Genomic DNA, 16,214 nt, shown 5'->3' on the forward strand with positions numbered 1-16,214 from the left:
CCTGCCGATCGAGGAGGTGCTGCGGGCGCTGCAGATCTCGCGCAGCCGCGACGGCAATCCGCTGTTCCAGGTGATGTTCATCCTGCAGAACGCCTCGATCGAGGCCGCGCGCTTTCCGGGGCTGTCGACGCGACGGCTGGAGATCGACCCGGAGGTCGCGCGTTTCGACATCACGCTGGAACTGGTCGAAGCCGACGGCCGCTTCTCGGGCTTCTTCGAATACTCCACCGACCTGTTCGACGCGGCGACGATGGCGCGGATGGCGGCGCAGCTCGAGACGCTGATCAAGGGTGCGATATCAGATCCCGAGCAGCGCATCTCGCATCTGCCGCTGCTTTCGCCTGGCGAACAGCGCCAGCTTCGCAGTGAAGGCAGCGGCACCGTCGCCGACTTCACCCGGCGCGGCAATTTTGCCGGCCGCTTCGAGCGGCAGACAAAGCTGACGCCGGACGCAGTGGCGATGTCCGGCGCGGGCGTACCAGTGACCTATCGCGAGCTCTCGCGGCGCAGCCAGTCGATAGCAAGGTGGCTGGCGCAAGAAGGGGTCGGGGCCGAAACAGTCGTGGCGCTGCTGGCCGATCGCGGTCCGGACCTGCTCGCGGCGGTCATCGCCGTGCAACAGGTTGGGGCTGCCTTCGTCAACCTCGATCCCGACCAGCCGCCGGCGCGGCTCGCGTCCATGCTCGGCTCGAGCTGCGCGCGCGTGCTGCTGGCCTCACGCGCCCGGTCCGCCCTGCTTGACGATCTCCTTGCGCCGCTGGCGGCGCGTATCGACGTGGCAACGCTCGACGAGCTTGTCGCTGGCAAAACAGGCAAGACGATCAGGCCGGCACGGCGTGCGCCATCGAGCCTTGCCTATGTCATCTATACGTCGGGCTCGTCGGGGATGCCGAAGGGCGTGATGATCGAGCAGCGCGGGCTGTCCAATCATCTGGCATCGCTGATTGCCGAGCTCGGTCTGTCAGCCAAGGACGTCATTGCTCAAAGCGCGCCGCAAAGCTTTGTCATCTCGGTCTGGCAATTCCTTGCCGGCCCAATGGTCGGCGCGCGCGTCCATGTCTGCGCCAACGAGATCGTGCAGGATCCGCTGCTGCTTGCCGCGGAGATCGAACGCGAGGGCATCACAATTCTCGAGATCGTGCCCTCGCTGCTGCGTGTGGTGCTGGAACGGATGAGCGAGGTGCCGATCCGACGCGCCTTCGCAAAACTGCGGCTGCTGATCTCGACCGGCGAGCCGCTCAGCGTCGATCTCTGCCGCGCCTGGTTCCGGCACTGTCCAAAAGTGCCGCTGATCAATGCCTATGGCGCCTCGGAATGCTCGGATGACGTCTCGCTGCATCGCCTGACATCGGCGCCATCAGCCACGACCACCGTGCCGGTCGGCGCGCCGCTGCCCAACACGCAGCTCTACGTGCTCGACGGGCATCTGCAGCCGCAACCGATCGGCGTGGTCGGCGAGCTCTGCATCGGCGGCGCCGGCGTCGGCCGCGGCTATATCAACGATCCCGCGCAGACGCGGCAGCGCTTTCTGCCCGATCCCTTTGCCCGCCGCGACGGCGCACGGCTGTACCGCACCGGCGATCTCGTACGCAAGCTGGCGGACGGCACCATCGAATGCCTCGGCCGCATCGATCATCAGGTCAAGGTCCGCGGCTATCGCATCGAGATCAAGGAGATCGAACACGCGCTCGCCGATCATTCCGACGTGCGGGCCGGCATCGTCGAGCCACGCCGCGACGGCAATGGCGACGTCAAGCTGATCGCCCACATCGTGGCCAAGGCCGGCAGCCAGATCAGCGCCAGCGCACTGCGCGACGCGCTGAAAGCGCGACTGCCGGGCCATGCCATTCCCTCGGCCTTCCTGTTCCTAAACGACGTTCCGCTGAACGCCCATGGCAAGATCGACCGCGCCGCGCTGCTCGCGCCGACGCCGATGGAAGCGGCGGCAACCGAGGCCGCGGTGCCGGCGCGCCGCTTCACCGAAAAGGTGCTGTCCGACATCTGGATCGACCTGTTGAAGGTCGACCGCCTCGGCGTCACCGAAAACTTCTTCGATCTCGGCGGCCATTCGCTGCTGGCGGGCCAGGCCATGGCCCGCGTGGCGCGGGCGCTCGGCGTCTCCCTGCCGATCAAGACGATCTTCGAGGCGCCGACGGTCGAGGAACTGGCGCGGCGGGTCGACGAAGCCCTGGCCACCCAAATGCAAAAGCCGCTGGCCGAAATCCCGCGCCTCGCCCAGCGCGGTCCGCCGCCGCTGTCGATCGCGCAGGCCGAGATGGTGACGATGGAGCGCGACCTGCCCGGCCTGCCGCTGTTCAACCTGCCCTTCACCCTCCGCCTGCAGGGACCGCTCGATGTCGCAGCGCTCCGGCGTGCGCTCGACGACGTCGTTGCCCGCCACGATTGCCTGCGCAGCGCCTTCGATTGCAGCGGCGACACACCGACGCTGCGGCCGCCCACCCCCGGCAAGATCGGCGAGCTCCTGACCGTCGAGCCGATCGGAGGCGGCCGACGCACGACCGACAAGCGGCTCAAGGCGCTGCAACTGAAGAAGATCAAGCTTTTGGCCGAGCAGGACGCCTGGGAGCCGATCGACACCAGCCGCGCACCGCTGCTGCGCGCCCGCCTATTGCGGATGCAGGCCGACGATCACGTGCTGCTGCTGACGATCCATCACGCCATCGCCGACGGCTGGTCGCTCGGCATCCTCTTCGACGAGATCTCAAGGCGATACGCCGCGCTGGTCGGCCGGCCGGCGGAGCCGCTGCAGAAAGTGCCGCTGTCCTTTGCCGACGTCGCCCGCTGGGAGCGCTGGTGGTGCGGCACCGACGCCGCGAAGCGGCAGGCCGACGAATGGACCGACAGCCTGCGCACCGCAGCGCCGGTCTTCGACCAGAAGGACGAAGCGATCGCGGCGGGTCCGCCGACCGGCTCCCACCCGCTGCGGCTGACCGGCGAGCTGATCGCAGGGATCAGCGCCTTCGCCGGCAGCCGGAACGGCACGCTGTTCATGGGTCTGATGACCGCCCTGAAGGCGTTGCTCGCGTTGCGGACCGGACGCACCGACATCTGCATCGCGACAGCCATGGCCAATCGCACCCAGCCCGACACTGATCGCGTGATCGGTCCGTTCGAGAACACGGTGATCGTCCGCACCCGGATCGAGCCGGAGTTGTCCTTTGCGCAAGCCTTCGCGCTGACGCGCGAGAGCGTGCTAGAGGCCCATGCGCGGCAGGAGCTACCGTTCGAAATCCTGGCCGAACGACTGCAGGAGGCCGGCATCGATCCGGCGGCGCTGACCCAGGTCTACTTCACGCTGCAAAATCCGCTGCGCAGGCCGATCGACCTGCCCGATATTGCGGTGCGCTCCTTCGGCAATGTCGCCCGCGAGGGGCAGCCGGTGCTGCCGGTCGACCAGACCTGGCTGTCGCTGATGCTGAAGGAACGACCGACCGAAATCACCGGCTCGTGCAATTACAAGCGCGATCTCCTGGGCGGCGGAACCATCGGCGCATGGATGGACGAGTTCGGCGCGCTGCTGGCTGCCGGCACCGCGCAACCCGACGTCCCGCTCGCGCGCCTGCTCAAGCACAAGGCCGCGTAGACGGCTTCACTCGCCAAAGCTGTGACTTGTCAAGTTACAGCTTGATATTTGACGCAACGCGCGCAACATTGTTCGCGCGCTAGACTTGCAACCGCATATTTCATTTCAAACCGGGGGAATTCTTATGGGTTTCGTCAAATTTGCCAAAGGGCTGAACGAAAAGGACAAGAAGGCGCTGCAAAAATTGCTTGCCGCCGAGAAGAAGAAGCTGCAATCCGCGCTGAAGGACGTCGACGCCAGCCTCGCGGTGCTGAAGCCGAAGAAGGCGAAGAAGGGCAAGGGCTAGTCGGCCCGGCCGAGCTTCTTCGAAGCAATATCTTTCGCACGATGACCGCTCGTGTCTCTCGCGTGGGTCCGCAACGAACCCATGCGAGAGTCGAGTGGAGTGTTTGCAGGAAACTAACCGGGTCGGTCGCGGCAGCGATCCGCCCGGTTGAATGTTTTGGCGCGACGGGGCACATCGTCTCGTATCCTACGCCGCGGGTACGACCGATGACCGCCGATACGATCGACCTCCATGTCTGGCTGATCGACGCCGTCGATACCGACGAGGCCCGCGCGGCCTGCTGTGCCTTGCTGTCGGCCGAGGAACGGCAGCGCGCCGACCGGTTTGTGTTCGAGCGGCACCGGCGCGAATTCATCTACGCGCATGGGATGCTGCGGCTGGCGCTGTCAGAGGCCGCGCCTGGTGTCGCACCGTCCGATTGGTCGTTTGCGACCGGGCCGCATGGCCGCCCCCATGTCGCAGGACCCCCGCGGCCCACGCCGCTATATTTCAACCTGACCCACACCGAGGGCTGCGTCGCCTGCGTCGTCTCAGGTCACGAGACCGTCGGCGTCGACGCTGAGCAGATATCGCCGCGCCGCGCGCGGATGGAGACCGCCGAGGGCGTGTTTTCGCCGGACGAGCTTGAGTCCCTGAGGGATCTCGCGCCGGACGCATTCGTCAGGCGCTTCTTCGATTACTGGACGTTGAAGGAGGCCTATCTGAAGGCGCGGGGCGTCGGCCTGCATCGTCTTCCGCTCGACCGATTCTCGATGCGGCTTGCCCCCGATGGCGTCGAAATCCATTTCGATCCCGAGATCGACGACGATCCCGGAAAGTGGCGATTCACCCAGAGTTCGCCGTCGCCGGTCCACCGCCTTGCGGTTGCCGACGGCTCGGGCGTCGCCGGCGGCCTTGCAATCAGGATGTACTCGCCTCGTCCTCCACGACCGGGAGTGTCGGGATGACGCAACCACGGCTCCGGATATTTCCCGCGATCTCGCGCAACCGCGATCCTTCGAAATATGTCGCGGAGCTGATGCGCGTCGCAGGCTTCGCCGACCGCAACGGCTTCGAGGGCATTCTGCTGTTCGAAGGCAACGACGTACTCGTCGAGCCCTGGGCGATGGCCCAGCACATCATGGCGCAGACAGAGCGAAGCTCACCGCTGATCGCCGTCAATCCCGTCTACATGCATCCGTTCACGGCGGCGAAGTTCGTCTCATCCTTCGCACAGCTCTACGGCCGAAAAGTCTATCTCAACATGATCACGGGTACGGCCGTGAGCGACCTGCAGGGCCTCGGCGACGACCAGTCCCATGGCGATCGCTATGTCAGGCTCGGCGAGTTCGTCGCGCTGATGCGGCAATTGCTGGCGAGCCCGCGGCCGGTGAATTTCGCGGGCAAGTTCTACAGGGCGGCCAATCTCCAGCTCAGGCCACGGCTGACGCCAGGGCTGATGCCGGAATTCCTGATCGCCGGCCAATCGGAGGCGGCGCAGCGGATCGCCGGGGAGACCGGCTGCATCAAGATGCAGATGCTGCCGCCCGATCTGGAAAACGGCCTCAACGCACCGGGCATGAATTTCGGTATCTTCGCGCGCGAGAAACGCGACGAAGCCCGGCGTGCAGCGATGCAGCGTTTCCGCGACGACTCCGATAGTCGCGAACTCCTGACGCTGACGATGGAGAACACCGACTCGGTCTGGAAACGAAAACTCTATGAGGGCCAGACCGCAGACCTCCACGACAACGGCTATTGGCTGCTGCCCTTCCTGACCTTCCAGGCCGACTGCCCCTATCTCGTCGGCAGTTACGCCGAGATCGGCGCGAAGCTGAAGGCCTTTGCCGCAAAAGGCCTGACCACGGTCATGCTCGACATGGTGTCTGATGAGGCCGAGATGCAGCACGTCTGCAAGGCGCTTGCGGCCAGCGGGATGTTCTAGGAGTCAGCGCGCCTCTTCGAATCCTGCCAGCACCGACGTCAGGTTCTGCCCGAGAATCTCAGAGAGATAGCCGCCTTCCTGCACCAGCACGGTCGGAAGACCGAAGCGCGCGAGCGCCTGGCCGATGCGGCGGAAGCCTGATGTGGTGACCGAAAGTCCCTTCAGCGGATCGTGCTCGGAGGCATCAAGGCCGAGAGCGATGACGAGTGCGGTCGGCGCGAAGGCGTCGATCGCCTTCTTCGCCATATCCATCGCGACCATGTAGCCGTCATCACCGGTGCCGATCGGCAGGGGGATGTTGAGATTGGCCCCTAAGCCGGGACCCGTGCCGCGCTCATGGGCGTAGCCCCACACATAGGGATAATAGGCGACGGGGTCGGCGTGGATCGACACGGTGAAGACGTCGGCGCGTTCGTAGAAGATGCCCTGCGTGCCGTTGCCGTGATGGACGTCGACGTCGAGGATCGCGACGCGCTCGTGCCTGGTGCGCAGATGCGCGGCCGCGATCGCGCTGTTGTTGAGGAAGCAAAAGCCACCGGCCATATCACGATAGGCGTGATGGCCGGGCGGACGGCACAGCGCATAGACGGCGCTCTCGCCGTCCATGACGAGCTGCGCCGCCGTGGTGGCGACATCGGTCGCAGCGCACGCCGCGGCAAAGGTGCCCGGGCCGATCGGGGCCGCGGTGTCGGCGGTGTGCCAGCCGAGCTTGCCGACGATGTGGGTCGGATAGGTGCCTGCGTGACGGACAGGATGGATGTTGCCGATCATCTCCGGTCCGGAATCGCCGAGCGCGGTCCAGGCGTCCCAGGCCTCAGCGAGGAAGGCGAGATATTCCGGGCTATGGATGCGCGCCCGCGGCCCCTGGCCGAATTTGGTCGGCTCGACCAGTTGGTGCTTGCCCGCCTTCAGCCCCGACAGCAGCCGGTCGGCACGCTCGGGCTGCTCGGTGGTGCGCCTGACGACGCCGCGCACCAGGAAGAATTGCGGATCGTGGCTGCGGTGCAGTTCAGTGTAGACGGCTTTCACGCGAAGACTCCAACCTGATCAAAACCTGGCAAGGACCGGCCCAAAGACAAGCCAATGTCTTGATCCTCGCGAGGTCCCGATGCAAGCAAGAAGAATGCCGCGCCTTGCGCGCCTGCCCTGCGCGGGCAGCGTCGCTCAGCAGCGCCCGCGCTGGAGGCAATGCTCGCGGCCTTCCTGATCGGTGCGGAAGGATTCGATGAAGCCCCCCTGGCGCTGCGTGACGAAGACGGTCTTGCCGTCCTTACCGCCGAAGGCGAGGTTGGTCGGCTCCTTGGCTTTCAGCGGAATCTCCCGCTCGACCATGCCGTTCGGCTTCAGGATCGCAATCGTGCCTTTGAGGATGCGCGCGACGAAGAGTCTTCCGGCGACATCAGTGCGCAGGCCGTCGATGGTGTTGGGCTCAAAGCTCTTGACGAGCTTTGCATCCGCGAGTTCGTTGCCGCGGATGGCGTAGGACCAGACTTGGCCGCTCGAGGATTCGCCGACATAGAGCGTCTTGCCGTCGGGGCTGAGGTCGATGCCGTTGGTGGTGCCCATGGCGCGCGGCGCGGCCATGACCTCACCCTGAACTGAACCGTCGGCCGCTTTCGCAATGCGCCAGATGTGCCCTTCCCGCCCCTTCCAGTTCGGGTCGCTCGCATAGATGGTGCCGTCGCGGGCAATGGTGATGTCGTTCGGCTGGTTCATCTGGTCGGAGTGAAACCAGACCATCGGTTCAACGCCGTCGCGCCCGATCGCGAGGATGTTGTGCTTCTTGTAGTCGGCAACGAACATGGTGCCTTCGCGATCGAAGCGGATGGCGTTGCCAATGCTGCCCTCGGGAAGAACGATAAACAGTTCGGACGCAGCCCCCGCCGCGGGCAAGCGGCCGATCGTGCCGGGCCTGCTGAAATTGACGACGTAGAGATTGCCGGCGAGATCGGCCGCGGGACCCTCGATGCCAAAGGTGTATTCGCCCGATGGCGTCACCTGTGCGCTCTCGAACAGCTTTTCGGCCTGCGCCGAGGGCGCGGCAATCACCAGCGGTGACGCCGCGATCGCGAGAAGGACGCTACTGCACAGGCACCAAAAATTCCTGCCGGATGAAATAGCCATCGTCGTCGGTGCAATCGCCGTTGAGGAAAGGGTCGGCCGGCCGGAAGAAACGGCTGAAGCCGGGCCTGTCTACAGCGCTCCTTTGTGTCACGACAACGACCTTATTCGCCGGGATTTCGCCGCATTTCCTGCTGGTTCGGGAGAAGAAGTCGCGATCGGGCGGCCCGGGCTTGATGCGCATCCGCGTTCCCGGAACCATTTTTGCGATGAGCGTATCCGCGACGTCGAGAAGATGGGCGTAACCGGGCTCGGTCTTCGGCAGGGTTTCGCCGCCGGGCGGCATCAGCTTCTCTGCCCCCAAGCCGCGCAGGCGCGTGCGCAGCCGTCCGGACTCGGGATCGCCAGGATAGACCCAGCCGTCCTGCGCCAGCATGAAGCGGAGTGCGGCCTGGTCCTTCTCAGTGTCGGACTGGCCCGGCTTCAGGCCGAAATCCGCATGGCAACCCATGCAGTGCTTTTCAACGATGCCCTTGCGGATGCTGGTCAGCCGGTCGCGGTTCTGCGCGTCCCTGGCAACGAAGCTTGCGAGCTGATCGATCAGCGCGGGGCTGCGCGTGTCGCAGGGCAGCGGCGGGGGCGGATCGCCGGCGGCGCGATCGATCCGGATCACCGTCTTGTTCTTATCTTCGACAAGCCAGATCGCGCCGTCCTCCGCAACGGTCATGCCGACCGGCGCGCCCTGCGGGCGCGCGCCGTTGACGCGGTGCCAGCCGGCGATCAGCTCGTCGAACGGCGCGGCCGCGACCTCGCCGGCGTCGGTCTGAAAACTGCGCGAGGGCTGCGCATCGCAACTGACGTGATAGCGCACCGGCGGCGGGCTCGGTTTGGGAAAGCCGCGCTCGTCGACGTCGTAGATCAGGAGCCGGCTGCCGGTCGGGCGGTAGCCGTGCAGGCCAACCAGCAGCTTGCCCTCGAGCTCGGGGAATTTGGCGCCGTGATAGTAGAACATCCCGAGCGGCGCGCCGTGCGGCGGCAACAGCGAGAACGGCTGCTTGTAGAGCGGGTTGGCGGTGCAGAGATTCTTGTAGACGCCGGATTGCAGCACGATGCGGAATTCGGGGCTCGGCGTCGCCAAATCATAGCAATAGGGCCAGCCATAGTGCTTGCCCGGCTCGATCGCGTTGATCTCCTCATTCGGTTTGAAGATGTCAGGGAGATCACGGCCGTTCTCGCCTTGCAGGAACGCGTAGCCGGGATCAGGAAATTGCGGATGCAACGCGAGCGCCATCGAGTTGCGCAGGCCGCGCGCGTAGACCTCGTGCGGCGGGTTGGGATCGTTCGGCTTGAGGGCCGGGAAGATGCCGCTGGCGGGCGGCGTGAACAGCCAGATCGACGCGAGCGCTGAGGCGCCTTCGGCCGCGGCACAGGGTTTTGTGATCGGCGCCGGCGTGATGCAATCATCGCTGTGCGAGCCGACATTGACGAACAGGCGGCCGCTCCTGTCGAAGATGAACTGCTTCATCGGATGGGCACTCTCCTGGAGTTTTGTGCCATCCGGCAGCGTGATGCGGACGCCGGGCAAGCGGCGGACGATAGTCTCGACCGTGCCGCGCGGATTGTCGGCGAGCGGATCGAACCGGAAGATCGTATCCGCTGATGACGCGTAGAGCTTCTTGTCCGGACCGATCGCGAGGCCGAACGGATATTCGAGGCCGGTCAACAGCTCCTTGAAGCGACTACCTGCGGCCGCGCGCGGATCGAGCAGCAGAAGCTTGCCGTCCATGTGGCCCCAGCCGATCATGTCGGCGACCACGAACAGCTCGCGGCCGGGGACCTGGACGATCGAGCGCGGAAATTTCAGATGATCCTCCTCGCTCGCGACGAGGCCCGCGCAAAATCCCTGCTTCATGTCGATCTTGAGTCGGGGGAAGGCGAGATCGCCGCCGCCGCAGGTCTCGGTGCCGATCGCGTAGTCGCTCTTGTGGATCGTTTGCGACGCCGCCGGCGATGCCAGATTCAAAGTCGTTACGACCAGCAAGAATGCAAGAAAATGCCGGCCGAAGCGAACACTGAGACCTGGATCACAGAAGCGTAGCGGACGATTCACGACGGTCCTCCAAATATCCCTGCAAAACCAACAGTTCCACGTCACGGGAACTCCGTCCAGCGACGACTCACTTGCCTGTGATAGAACCGCGTTTCGCAACCACCCGACGGAACTTCCGTAGATTCCCTTACCGGGTTGGCCCGAATGTTTTTCGACGCTTCCGGGTGGTATCGATTCGGTGTGCCCGAATCGCTCTCTACAGGAGGCGGATATGGTCCAAGTGTTTTTCCACTGTTCCAATACTGAAGGCATGTTGATCGATCGTTACGGCGCAGCCGTATCGAACCTCACCGAGGCGCGCGACCGTGCAGCTCAGATCATGCAGTCGATGATCCGGACGCCCGGCGCCGAAGACTGGCGCGATTGGGTGCTGCATGTCAGCGACGACGACGGCGAGGAGATTTTTGACCTCCCCTTCACGTCGATGCTCGGCAAGCCTCACTGAGGAGCCGGCCATGCAGGTATCTCAACCGTCACTCTCGCTGCTCCGCCAGCACCTCGACGTCATCGTGGCCAAGTGGCACACCTTGATCAAGGTTGCCGGCGATCCCTATCGGCCCGAGCTCTACTATATGCGCGGCCCAGGCCCGAAGTGGCACGCCAAGCATAATCGCCAGACCGGCGCACTTTAGCCCATCAGCTCCGTCAACTTTGTCTTCTCCCGGCGTCCTCGAAAGGCTAACCCCTTCGGGGACGGGCGGCCTCCACCTTGCCGGCCGGCAGGCCGCAGGGAGCAAGGCATGTCAAACGAATTCCGGCTGGACGATTATCTGGCCCGGATCGGTTATCGCGGCGCGCTGAAGCCGGACCTGGCGACGCTCGCCGCCTTGCACGGCGCCCATACCACCGCAATTCCGTTCGAAGGCATGAATCCGCTACTCGGACGGCCGGTGCCGCTCGACCTGCCGTCGGTGCAGGCAAAACTCGTCGACAGCAGGCGCGGCGGCTACTGCTTCGAGCAGAATGCGCTGTTCAGGGCTGCGCTCGAGAAGGTCGGCTTTGCGGTGACCGGCCTTGCCGGCCGGGTGCGATGGATGGCGCCACCTGAAAGCCCACTCGGGCCGAAGACCCACATGCTGCTCAAGGTCGATCTTGTCGAAGGCCCCTACATTGCCGATGTCGGCTTTGGCGCGTGCCTGCTCGATGCGCCGCTCCGGCTCGAGACCGATATCGAGCAGTCGACCGCGATGGGCACCTTCCGCTTCGAGGACCGGGATGGCCGGTTCTGGCTCCATGCCAAACAGCCCGCCGGCTGGCGCACCATGTATGTCTTCGACCTCGCGCCCCAGATCCAGTCCGACTATGAACTCGGCAACTACCTGACGTCGACGAGCTCCAACACCCCGTTCACGACAACGCTGATCCTTGAGCGCGTCGATGCCGATCGGCGCTACAGGCTGGTGAACCGCAGGCTCACGATCGAGGCGCGCGAAGGCCATGTGCGAAGCGAGCGCTCCATCGACAGCGCCGACGAGTTACGTCAGGTGCTCCGCGAGGTTTTCAACGTGGAAGCACCCGTCGCAATCGAGGATGTTTTCGCAAGGATCAAGGGCTAGCGATCTCTCTCGCCCGCATTCGGGGAGAGGCGAAGGAAGAGCATCACCGCCCCGAAAACTTCGCCTTGCGCTTCTCGACAAAGGCGTTGCGGCCTTCGATTGCGTCGGCGCTCTTGCGGATGACGGCCTGGGTTTCGATCTCGCGGCGGAACTGCTGCTCGTAGCCGCTGTGCTCACTCTGCTCGATCAGCGCACGGGTGGCCACCAGCGCACGCGTCGGTCCCAGCGCCAACCGCTGTGCGAGCTTGAGTGCCTCCTCCATCAGATTCGCATCGTCGACGACCTGCCGCACCAGGCCGATTTCGTGGGCGCGCTCGGCCGGAAGCGGCTCATTGAACAGCATCAGCTCCAGCGCGCGCTGCCGCCCGATCAGCCGCGGCAACAGCCAGGTCGAGCCGAGATCGGGCACGAGGCCGATGCGGCTGAACACCTGGATGAAGTTTGCCGACCGCGCCGCGACGATCATGTCGCCGGCCATGGCGAGGCTAAAGCCGCCGCCGGCCGCAACGCCGTTGACGGCGACCACGACAGGCACGCGGCATTCGCGCAGGGCCTTGAAGGCCGGCCAGTAGAAGCGCATCACGCCGGCGGCGATGTCCTCGCCGAGTGCTGCGGATGCCTTGAGGTTCTGGCCGGAACAGAAGCCGCGTCCCTCGCCGGTCAGCACCAGCGCGCGAATGCTCTCATCCGCCGTCATCTCGGCGATCGCCTTGGCGAGCGCGCCGAGCAGATCCGGCGTCATCGCGTTGAGGCTGTCGGGCTCGTTCAACGTGAGGATGCCGACCGCTCCATCCCGCGCCTGTTTCACACCAGCCATGTTGCTCTCCCGAATGGTTGTTCTCGTTCGAGCCAATGTGCCATTCTCTGCGGGCTTCGCCAACGCGACGCAATTCCATTTAGCGCAATAAGAATGGCTTGAAGACCGCATGCCCCACCAGTTCAGCCTCGCCCAAAGCATCTGCAAACCCGCCCGCCGCTCGAAGGGCGGCATCGTCGCTTCGCAGTCGCGAAGGGCGGCTGAGGTCGGAGCCGAGGTGCTGGCGGCGGGCGGCGATTGCATCGATGCCGTGATCGCGACGACCTTTGCGCTCAACGTGCTGGAGCCGTGGATGAGCGGCATGGGCGGCGGCGGTGCGATGGTGCTCTATCGCGCCAAGGACAATCGCACCGAGGTGATCGATTACGGCATGTGCGCGCCGCAAAGCCTGCGCATCGAGGATTATCCGGTGACCGGCCAGGGCGCCGCCTCCGATCTGTTCCCCTGGGCGCGGGTGAAGGACGATCGCAATCTGCATGGACCGGGCTCGATCGCGGTGCCCGGTGTGGTCGCGGGTATGGAAGAAGCGCATCGCCGCCACGCAAAGCTGCCGTGGAAGGACCTGGTTTCGCCGGCTGCGAAGATCGCCGGCGAAGGCTTGCTGGTGGACTGGTGGACGACGCTGATGATCGCCAGCACGGCCGCCGATTTGCGACGTTATCCCGCAAGCGCAGAAACCTTCCTGCGCGACGGCCTGCCGCCGAATGCGCCCTGGGGCGTCAAGGCGGAGATGCGGCTGCCGCAGCCGCGATTGCAGGCGACGCTGGCGCATCTCGCCACAGCCGGTCCGCGCGACTTCTACCAGGGCGATCTCGCCCGCAGCATCGCATCCGACGTCAGGGCCGATGGCGGCTCGCTGTCGGTCGAGGATCTCGCCGCGTTTCGTGCGCATCTGCGCGATCCGCTCGCGATCCCCTATCGCAACGGCAAGGTGTTTGCGACGCCGGAATTGACGGCCGGCCCGACCATGGCGCATGCGCTGCGCCTGTTGCAGAACAACCTCAAACCCGGCAGCGCGCCCGATGCGGCCGCGTATGTGGAATATGCCAACGCGCTGCAATCGGCCTACCGCGAACGGCTCAACGACATGGGCGATGCCGACGGCAAGCGTTCGCTTGGCGCCGAACATCTTGCCCCGAGCTGCACCACGCATTTCTCCGTGGTCGATCGCGACGGCAACATGGCGGCGGTGACGCAGACCCTGCTCTCCACCTTCGGCTCGAAATACGTGACGCCGCATTCCGGCATCCCCATGAACAACGGCATCATGTGGTTCGACCCGACGCCGGGCTCGACCAACTCGTTGGCGCCGGGCAAGCGCTGCCTCTGCAATTATACGCCCGTCATCGCCGAGACCGCTGACGGCAGGCGGCTTGCCATCGGCGCCTCCGGCGGCCGGCGCATCTTGCCGGCGGTGATGCAGCTCGCATCCTTTGCGATGGACTTTGGCTTGGACCTCGACACGGCAATCCATCAGCCGCGCATCGACGCCAGCGAGGGCGCCGTCGTGATCGGCGATATCAGACTGCCCGCGGAAGCACGCAAAGTCCTCGCCGCGCGGTTCGACTATGAGGAAGCGCAGGTGCAAACCCTGCCGATGAAGTTCGCCTGCCCGAGCGTTGTGATGCGCGAAGGCGACATCAATTTTGGCGCGGTCGAGATCTTCCAACCCTGGGCCGAAGCGGTGGCGGAGTCCTGAAACGAGACCGACGGAGACCATACCGGCACTATGGGTGCTGAGCAGGCGGGCTCCTGAGGTGTGGAGGCGCGCGGCCCTTTAACGCTGGCTATCCGGGACATGCAGGCGTAGGGTCAGATATCACCGTGCTCTTCATGGCATCGACCGGTGACTGAGGGTCATCAGCGCTCCCGCCGTAGATTGAGAGCGTCCATGTCCCGGTTCCATCTCGTCGACCGGATCGTATCGACCACGGCGGTGCCTTCCCCTCTCCCGTGCTTCATCCCGGCTGTGGCTGTTTCGCATGGATAGGACGACGCATGTGCAATACCTGGTCAGCGCGAGGGATTTGTCCGGCAGCGTGAACCTCGGCCGCGACACGGCAGAGGCGGCCCTCAAGAAGGCGAGAGAGCTCATCCAGGAAGGTTATCTGGACGTGAGAATATGTACGCCCCGCGGCCTTTTGCTCTCGCCGGAAGAGTTTGACCAGTTGGTCGGATAGCGAGCTGCCGCACCAACATATGGGATGAGCCGTGCGCCCCAGAGCCTTTAGAACGGCCTACGAGCTTCAAGACATGATCGTCGAAAGGGCGAAGGCGCTTCACGGCCCTTGGCCTGCGGGGATGACCCTGTTCGTGTTCGACGATGCGTATGGTTGGACGGGGACCATCAGCCTGGCGGGGTCAGAGGACGATGTCTGCTATCGTGCCCATGCGCTCAACATCATCAAGGAATTGAAGACAAGATTCGATCTCTCCGTTCCGCGCCTGCGGAACCCGGATGTTTTCTGACCTTTTGGGCGGCCTTCCAGAATGTCCGACTTATCGATGTCCGCAACCGCGCGGAGGTTCAGATTGCCGCACCAAGTCCATTCGTCATCAACTGCAGATCGATAAAAGTCTCCCAGGAATTGCCGCAAGCTTGCCGAAAACTGACTAAATGCCCAGCCGGTCGCGTACGCGGCCAGCGATCACGGCCGTGGTCACCCCGACCGGCCAGAAGGCGTGCATTGGGATCGGCTTGATGCCGGTGACGGGCATGTCGAGCTCCTTCTTGCTGCCGTCGATCAGGCGGCGGGCGAGCTGGGCGCCCATCGCGGTCGAGAGCGCGACGCCGCGGCCGTTGCAGCCGAGCGAGATCAAAATGTTTTCCGCGGGCTCGTGCACGTGCGGATAATGATCCTTCGTAATGGCGAGGCGGCTGTTCCAGCCATGGGTCCAGCTAACGCCCTTGAGCTGCGGCCACAGCCGCTCCGCATAGCGCATGAGATAGGCGACGTCCGACGGCGAATCGATCCAGCGCATCGGGCCGCGGCCGCCCATCAGCAAGCGGTTCTGCTGGTCGATGCGGTAATAGACCGTGATGTGGCCGCTCTCATACAGCACCGAGCGCGTCGGCATGATCGCGCGCACGATTTCGTCCGGCAGCGGCGCGGTGGCGGCAATCGAGGAGAACACCGGCACGATGGTGCGGCGCAGCGCCGGCCAGAGATCGTCGGTAAAGCCGTTGGTCGCGAGCAGCACCTTGTCTGCAAGCACGACCGCACGCGGCGTTTCGATGCGCCAGCGGCTGCCTTCGCGACGCAAGGACAGCGCGGGCGTCTCGCCATGGACTTTTGCGCCGGCTGAGATCGCGGCGCGCGCGAGGCCGCGGGCGTAGCTCAGGGGATGCAAATCGCCACCCCTTGCGTCGAGCATGGCGCAGAGATAGCGGTCGGTGCCGGTCACCTCCCGCAGCTGATCACCCTTCAACAACGTCACCGGCATGCCGCGACGAATGCATTGCTCTGCGGTCTTCTCGATGCCGGCAGCGCTGGCCTCATTGTAGGCGGCGCGCAAGGTGCCGTTCTGCCGCGCCTCGCAGGGGATCTGGTAGCGACGGATCAGATCGTGGGTGAAGTTGGTCGTGCCGTAGGAGAATTCGATCATACGGCGACCGAGCTCAGGGCCGAAATCGGCCTCGATCTGGTCGGGGTCATGCTTCAGGCCGGGATTGGTGTGGCCACCATTGTTGCCGGAGGCGCCCCAGCCCGGCTCCTGCGCTTCCAGCACCAGCGCCTCGACACCCTGCTCCGCCAGATGCAGCGCGGTGGACAGCCCGGTGTAGCCGCCGCCGATGATGGCGATGGAGACGTTCTTGTCCGTATCGAGCGGCGGCGTCGGCACCGGCGCAACGGCG

Annotated in this window: 15 protein-coding genes; 10 read left to right on the forward strand and 5 right to left on the reverse strand. The window is 64.9% G+C overall.

The features are described 5' to 3' along the window. The 4 genes from C2U70_RS08245 to C2U70_RS08255 form a co-directional block, all read left to right on the forward strand. On the forward strand, positions 1–3,604 hold a 3,604-nt coding region (locus C2U70_RS08245; protein WP_140977506.1), incomplete at its 5' end, for a non-ribosomal peptide synthetase. 124 nt (positions 3,605–3,728) lie between these two features. Next, a complete protein-coding gene (locus C2U70_RS32895; RefSeq protein ID WP_186294133.1) occupies positions 3,729–3,890 on the forward strand; it encodes a hypothetical protein in 162 nt (53 codons plus the stop codon). A 206-nt stretch (positions 3,891–4,096) separates the two neighbouring features. Beyond that, on the forward strand, positions 4,097–4,837 hold the full coding sequence (locus C2U70_RS08250; RefSeq protein ID WP_140977507.1) for a 4'-phosphopantetheinyl transferase family protein: 741 nt from the start codon (positions 4,097–4,099) through the stop codon (positions 4,835–4,837). Then, positions 4,834–5,814, forward strand: coding sequence for an LLM class flavin-dependent oxidoreductase (locus tag C2U70_RS08255; protein WP_140977508.1), 981 nt, complete (start codon positions 4,834–4,836; stop codon positions 5,812–5,814). The genes C2U70_RS08250 and C2U70_RS08255 overlap by 4 nt, the downstream gene beginning before the upstream one ends. A gap of 3 nt (positions 5,815–5,817) precedes the next feature. Here C2U70_RS08255 and C2U70_RS08260 read toward each other — a convergent pair whose 3' ends face one another. From C2U70_RS08260 to C2U70_RS08270, 3 genes are all read right to left on the reverse strand, one after another. After that, on the reverse strand, positions 5,818–6,843 hold the full coding sequence (locus C2U70_RS08260; RefSeq protein WP_140977509.1) for a histone deacetylase family protein: 1,026 nt from the start codon (positions 6,841–6,843) through the stop codon (positions 5,818–5,820). 135 nt (positions 6,844–6,978) lie between these two features. Further along, positions 6,979–7,938 (reverse strand): SMP-30/gluconolactonase/LRE family protein, encoded by a 960-nt coding sequence (locus C2U70_RS08265; RefSeq protein ID WP_140977510.1) that lies wholly within the window; start codon positions 7,936–7,938, stop codon positions 6,979–6,981. Further along, positions 7,895–9,898: a PQQ-dependent sugar dehydrogenase gene (locus tag C2U70_RS08270; protein WP_246666698.1), complete on the reverse strand. Its 2,004-nt coding sequence runs from the start codon at positions 9,896–9,898 to the stop codon at positions 7,895–7,897. The genes C2U70_RS08265 and C2U70_RS08270 overlap by 44 nt, the downstream gene beginning before the upstream one ends. Before the next feature lie 298 nt (positions 9,899–10,196). On the opposite strand from C2U70_RS08270, the gene C2U70_RS08275 reads away from it, so the two are divergent. The 3 genes from C2U70_RS08275 to C2U70_RS08280 all read left to right on the forward strand — a co-directional run bounded on the left by C2U70_RS08275 (position 10,197) and on the right by C2U70_RS08280 (position 11,541). Further along, complete coding sequence (locus tag C2U70_RS08275; RefSeq protein WP_140977511.1) at positions 10,197–10,430, forward strand: DUF6894 family protein; 234 nt, start codon at positions 10,197–10,199, stop codon at positions 10,428–10,430. Between the two features lie 10 nt (positions 10,431–10,440). Next, positions 10,441–10,617: a hypothetical protein gene (locus C2U70_RS32900; protein ID WP_186294134.1), complete on the forward strand. Its 177-nt coding sequence runs from the start codon at positions 10,441–10,443 to the stop codon at positions 10,615–10,617. 108 nt (positions 10,618–10,725) lie between these two features. Next, positions 10,726–11,541 (forward strand): arylamine N-acetyltransferase family protein, encoded by an 816-nt coding sequence (locus tag C2U70_RS08280; protein ID WP_140977512.1) that lies wholly within the window; start codon positions 10,726–10,728, stop codon positions 11,539–11,541. Between the two features lie 43 nt (positions 11,542–11,584). Here the strand turns inward: C2U70_RS08280 and C2U70_RS08285 are convergent, their stop codons facing one another. Continuing rightward, a complete protein-coding gene (locus C2U70_RS08285; protein ID WP_140977513.1) occupies positions 11,585–12,358 on the reverse strand; it encodes an enoyl-CoA hydratase-related protein in 774 nt (257 codons plus the stop codon). A gap of 109 nt (positions 12,359–12,467) precedes the next feature. Between C2U70_RS08285 and C2U70_RS08290 the strand changes: the two genes are divergently transcribed. The 3 genes from C2U70_RS08290 to C2U70_RS08300 all read left to right on the forward strand — a co-directional run bounded on the left by C2U70_RS08290 (position 12,468) and on the right by C2U70_RS08300 (position 14,827). Further along, on the forward strand, positions 12,468–14,057 hold the full coding sequence (locus C2U70_RS08290) for a gamma-glutamyltransferase (RefSeq protein ID WP_140977514.1): 1,590 nt from the start codon (positions 12,468–12,470) through the stop codon (positions 14,055–14,057). Between the two features lie 283 nt (positions 14,058–14,340). After that, positions 14,341–14,538 carry a hypothetical protein gene (locus C2U70_RS08295; protein ID WP_246666699.1) on the forward strand — a complete coding sequence of 66 codons (198 nt, stop codon included), beginning with the start codon at positions 14,341–14,343 and terminating at the stop codon, positions 14,536–14,538. 73 nt (positions 14,539–14,611) lie between these two features. After that, on the forward strand, positions 14,612–14,827 hold the full coding sequence (locus C2U70_RS08300) for a hypothetical protein (RefSeq protein ID WP_140977515.1): 216 nt from the start codon (positions 14,612–14,614) through the stop codon (positions 14,825–14,827). Between the two features lie 144 nt (positions 14,828–14,971). Here the strand turns inward: C2U70_RS08300 and C2U70_RS08305 are convergent. After that, positions 14,972–16,214, reverse strand: a 1,243-nt coding sequence (locus C2U70_RS08305) for an NAD(P)/FAD-dependent oxidoreductase (protein ID WP_140977516.1), incomplete at its 5' end; no start/stop codon positions are given.

The sequence above is a fragment of the Bradyrhizobium guangdongense genome, from assembly GCF_006483445.1.
GTDB classification, from domain to species: Bacteria; Pseudomonadota; Alphaproteobacteria; order Rhizobiales; family Xanthobacteraceae; genus Bradyrhizobium; species Bradyrhizobium guangdongense_A.

Coding starts and splice junctions, on each gene's coding strand:
- C2U70_RS08275 (WP_140977511.1), top strand. CDS start 10,197: ATGGTCCAAGTGTTTTTCCACTGTTCCAATACTGAAGGCATGTTGATC.
- C2U70_RS08285 (WP_140977513.1), bottom strand. CDS start 12,358: ATGGCTGGTGTGAAACAGGCGCGGGATGGAGCGGTCGGCATCCTCACG.
- C2U70_RS32895 (WP_186294133.1), top strand. CDS start 3,729: ATGGGTTTCGTCAAATTTGCCAAAGGGCTGAACGAAAAGGACAAGAAG.
- C2U70_RS08295 (WP_246666699.1), top strand. CDS start 14,341: ATGGATAGGACGACGCATGTGCAATACCTGGTCAGCGCGAGGGATTTG.
- C2U70_RS08255 (WP_140977508.1), top strand. CDS start 4,834: ATGACGCAACCACGGCTCCGGATATTTCCCGCGATCTCGCGCAACCGC.
- C2U70_RS32900 (WP_186294134.1), top strand. CDS start 10,441: ATGCAGGTATCTCAACCGTCACTCTCGCTGCTCCGCCAGCACCTCGAC.
- C2U70_RS08290 (WP_140977514.1), top strand. CDS start 12,468: ATGCCCCACCAGTTCAGCCTCGCCCAAAGCATCTGCAAACCCGCCCGC.
- C2U70_RS08280 (WP_140977512.1), top strand. CDS start 10,726: ATGTCAAACGAATTCCGGCTGGACGATTATCTGGCCCGGATCGGTTAT.
- C2U70_RS08300 (WP_140977515.1), top strand. CDS start 14,612: ATGATCGTCGAAAGGGCGAAGGCGCTTCACGGCCCTTGGCCTGCGGGG.
- C2U70_RS08250 (WP_140977507.1), top strand. CDS start 4,097: ATGACCGCCGATACGATCGACCTCCATGTCTGGCTGATCGACGCCGTC.
- C2U70_RS08265 (WP_140977510.1), bottom strand. CDS start 7,938: ATGGCTATTTCATCCGGCAGGAATTTTTGGTGCCTGTGCAGTAGCGTC.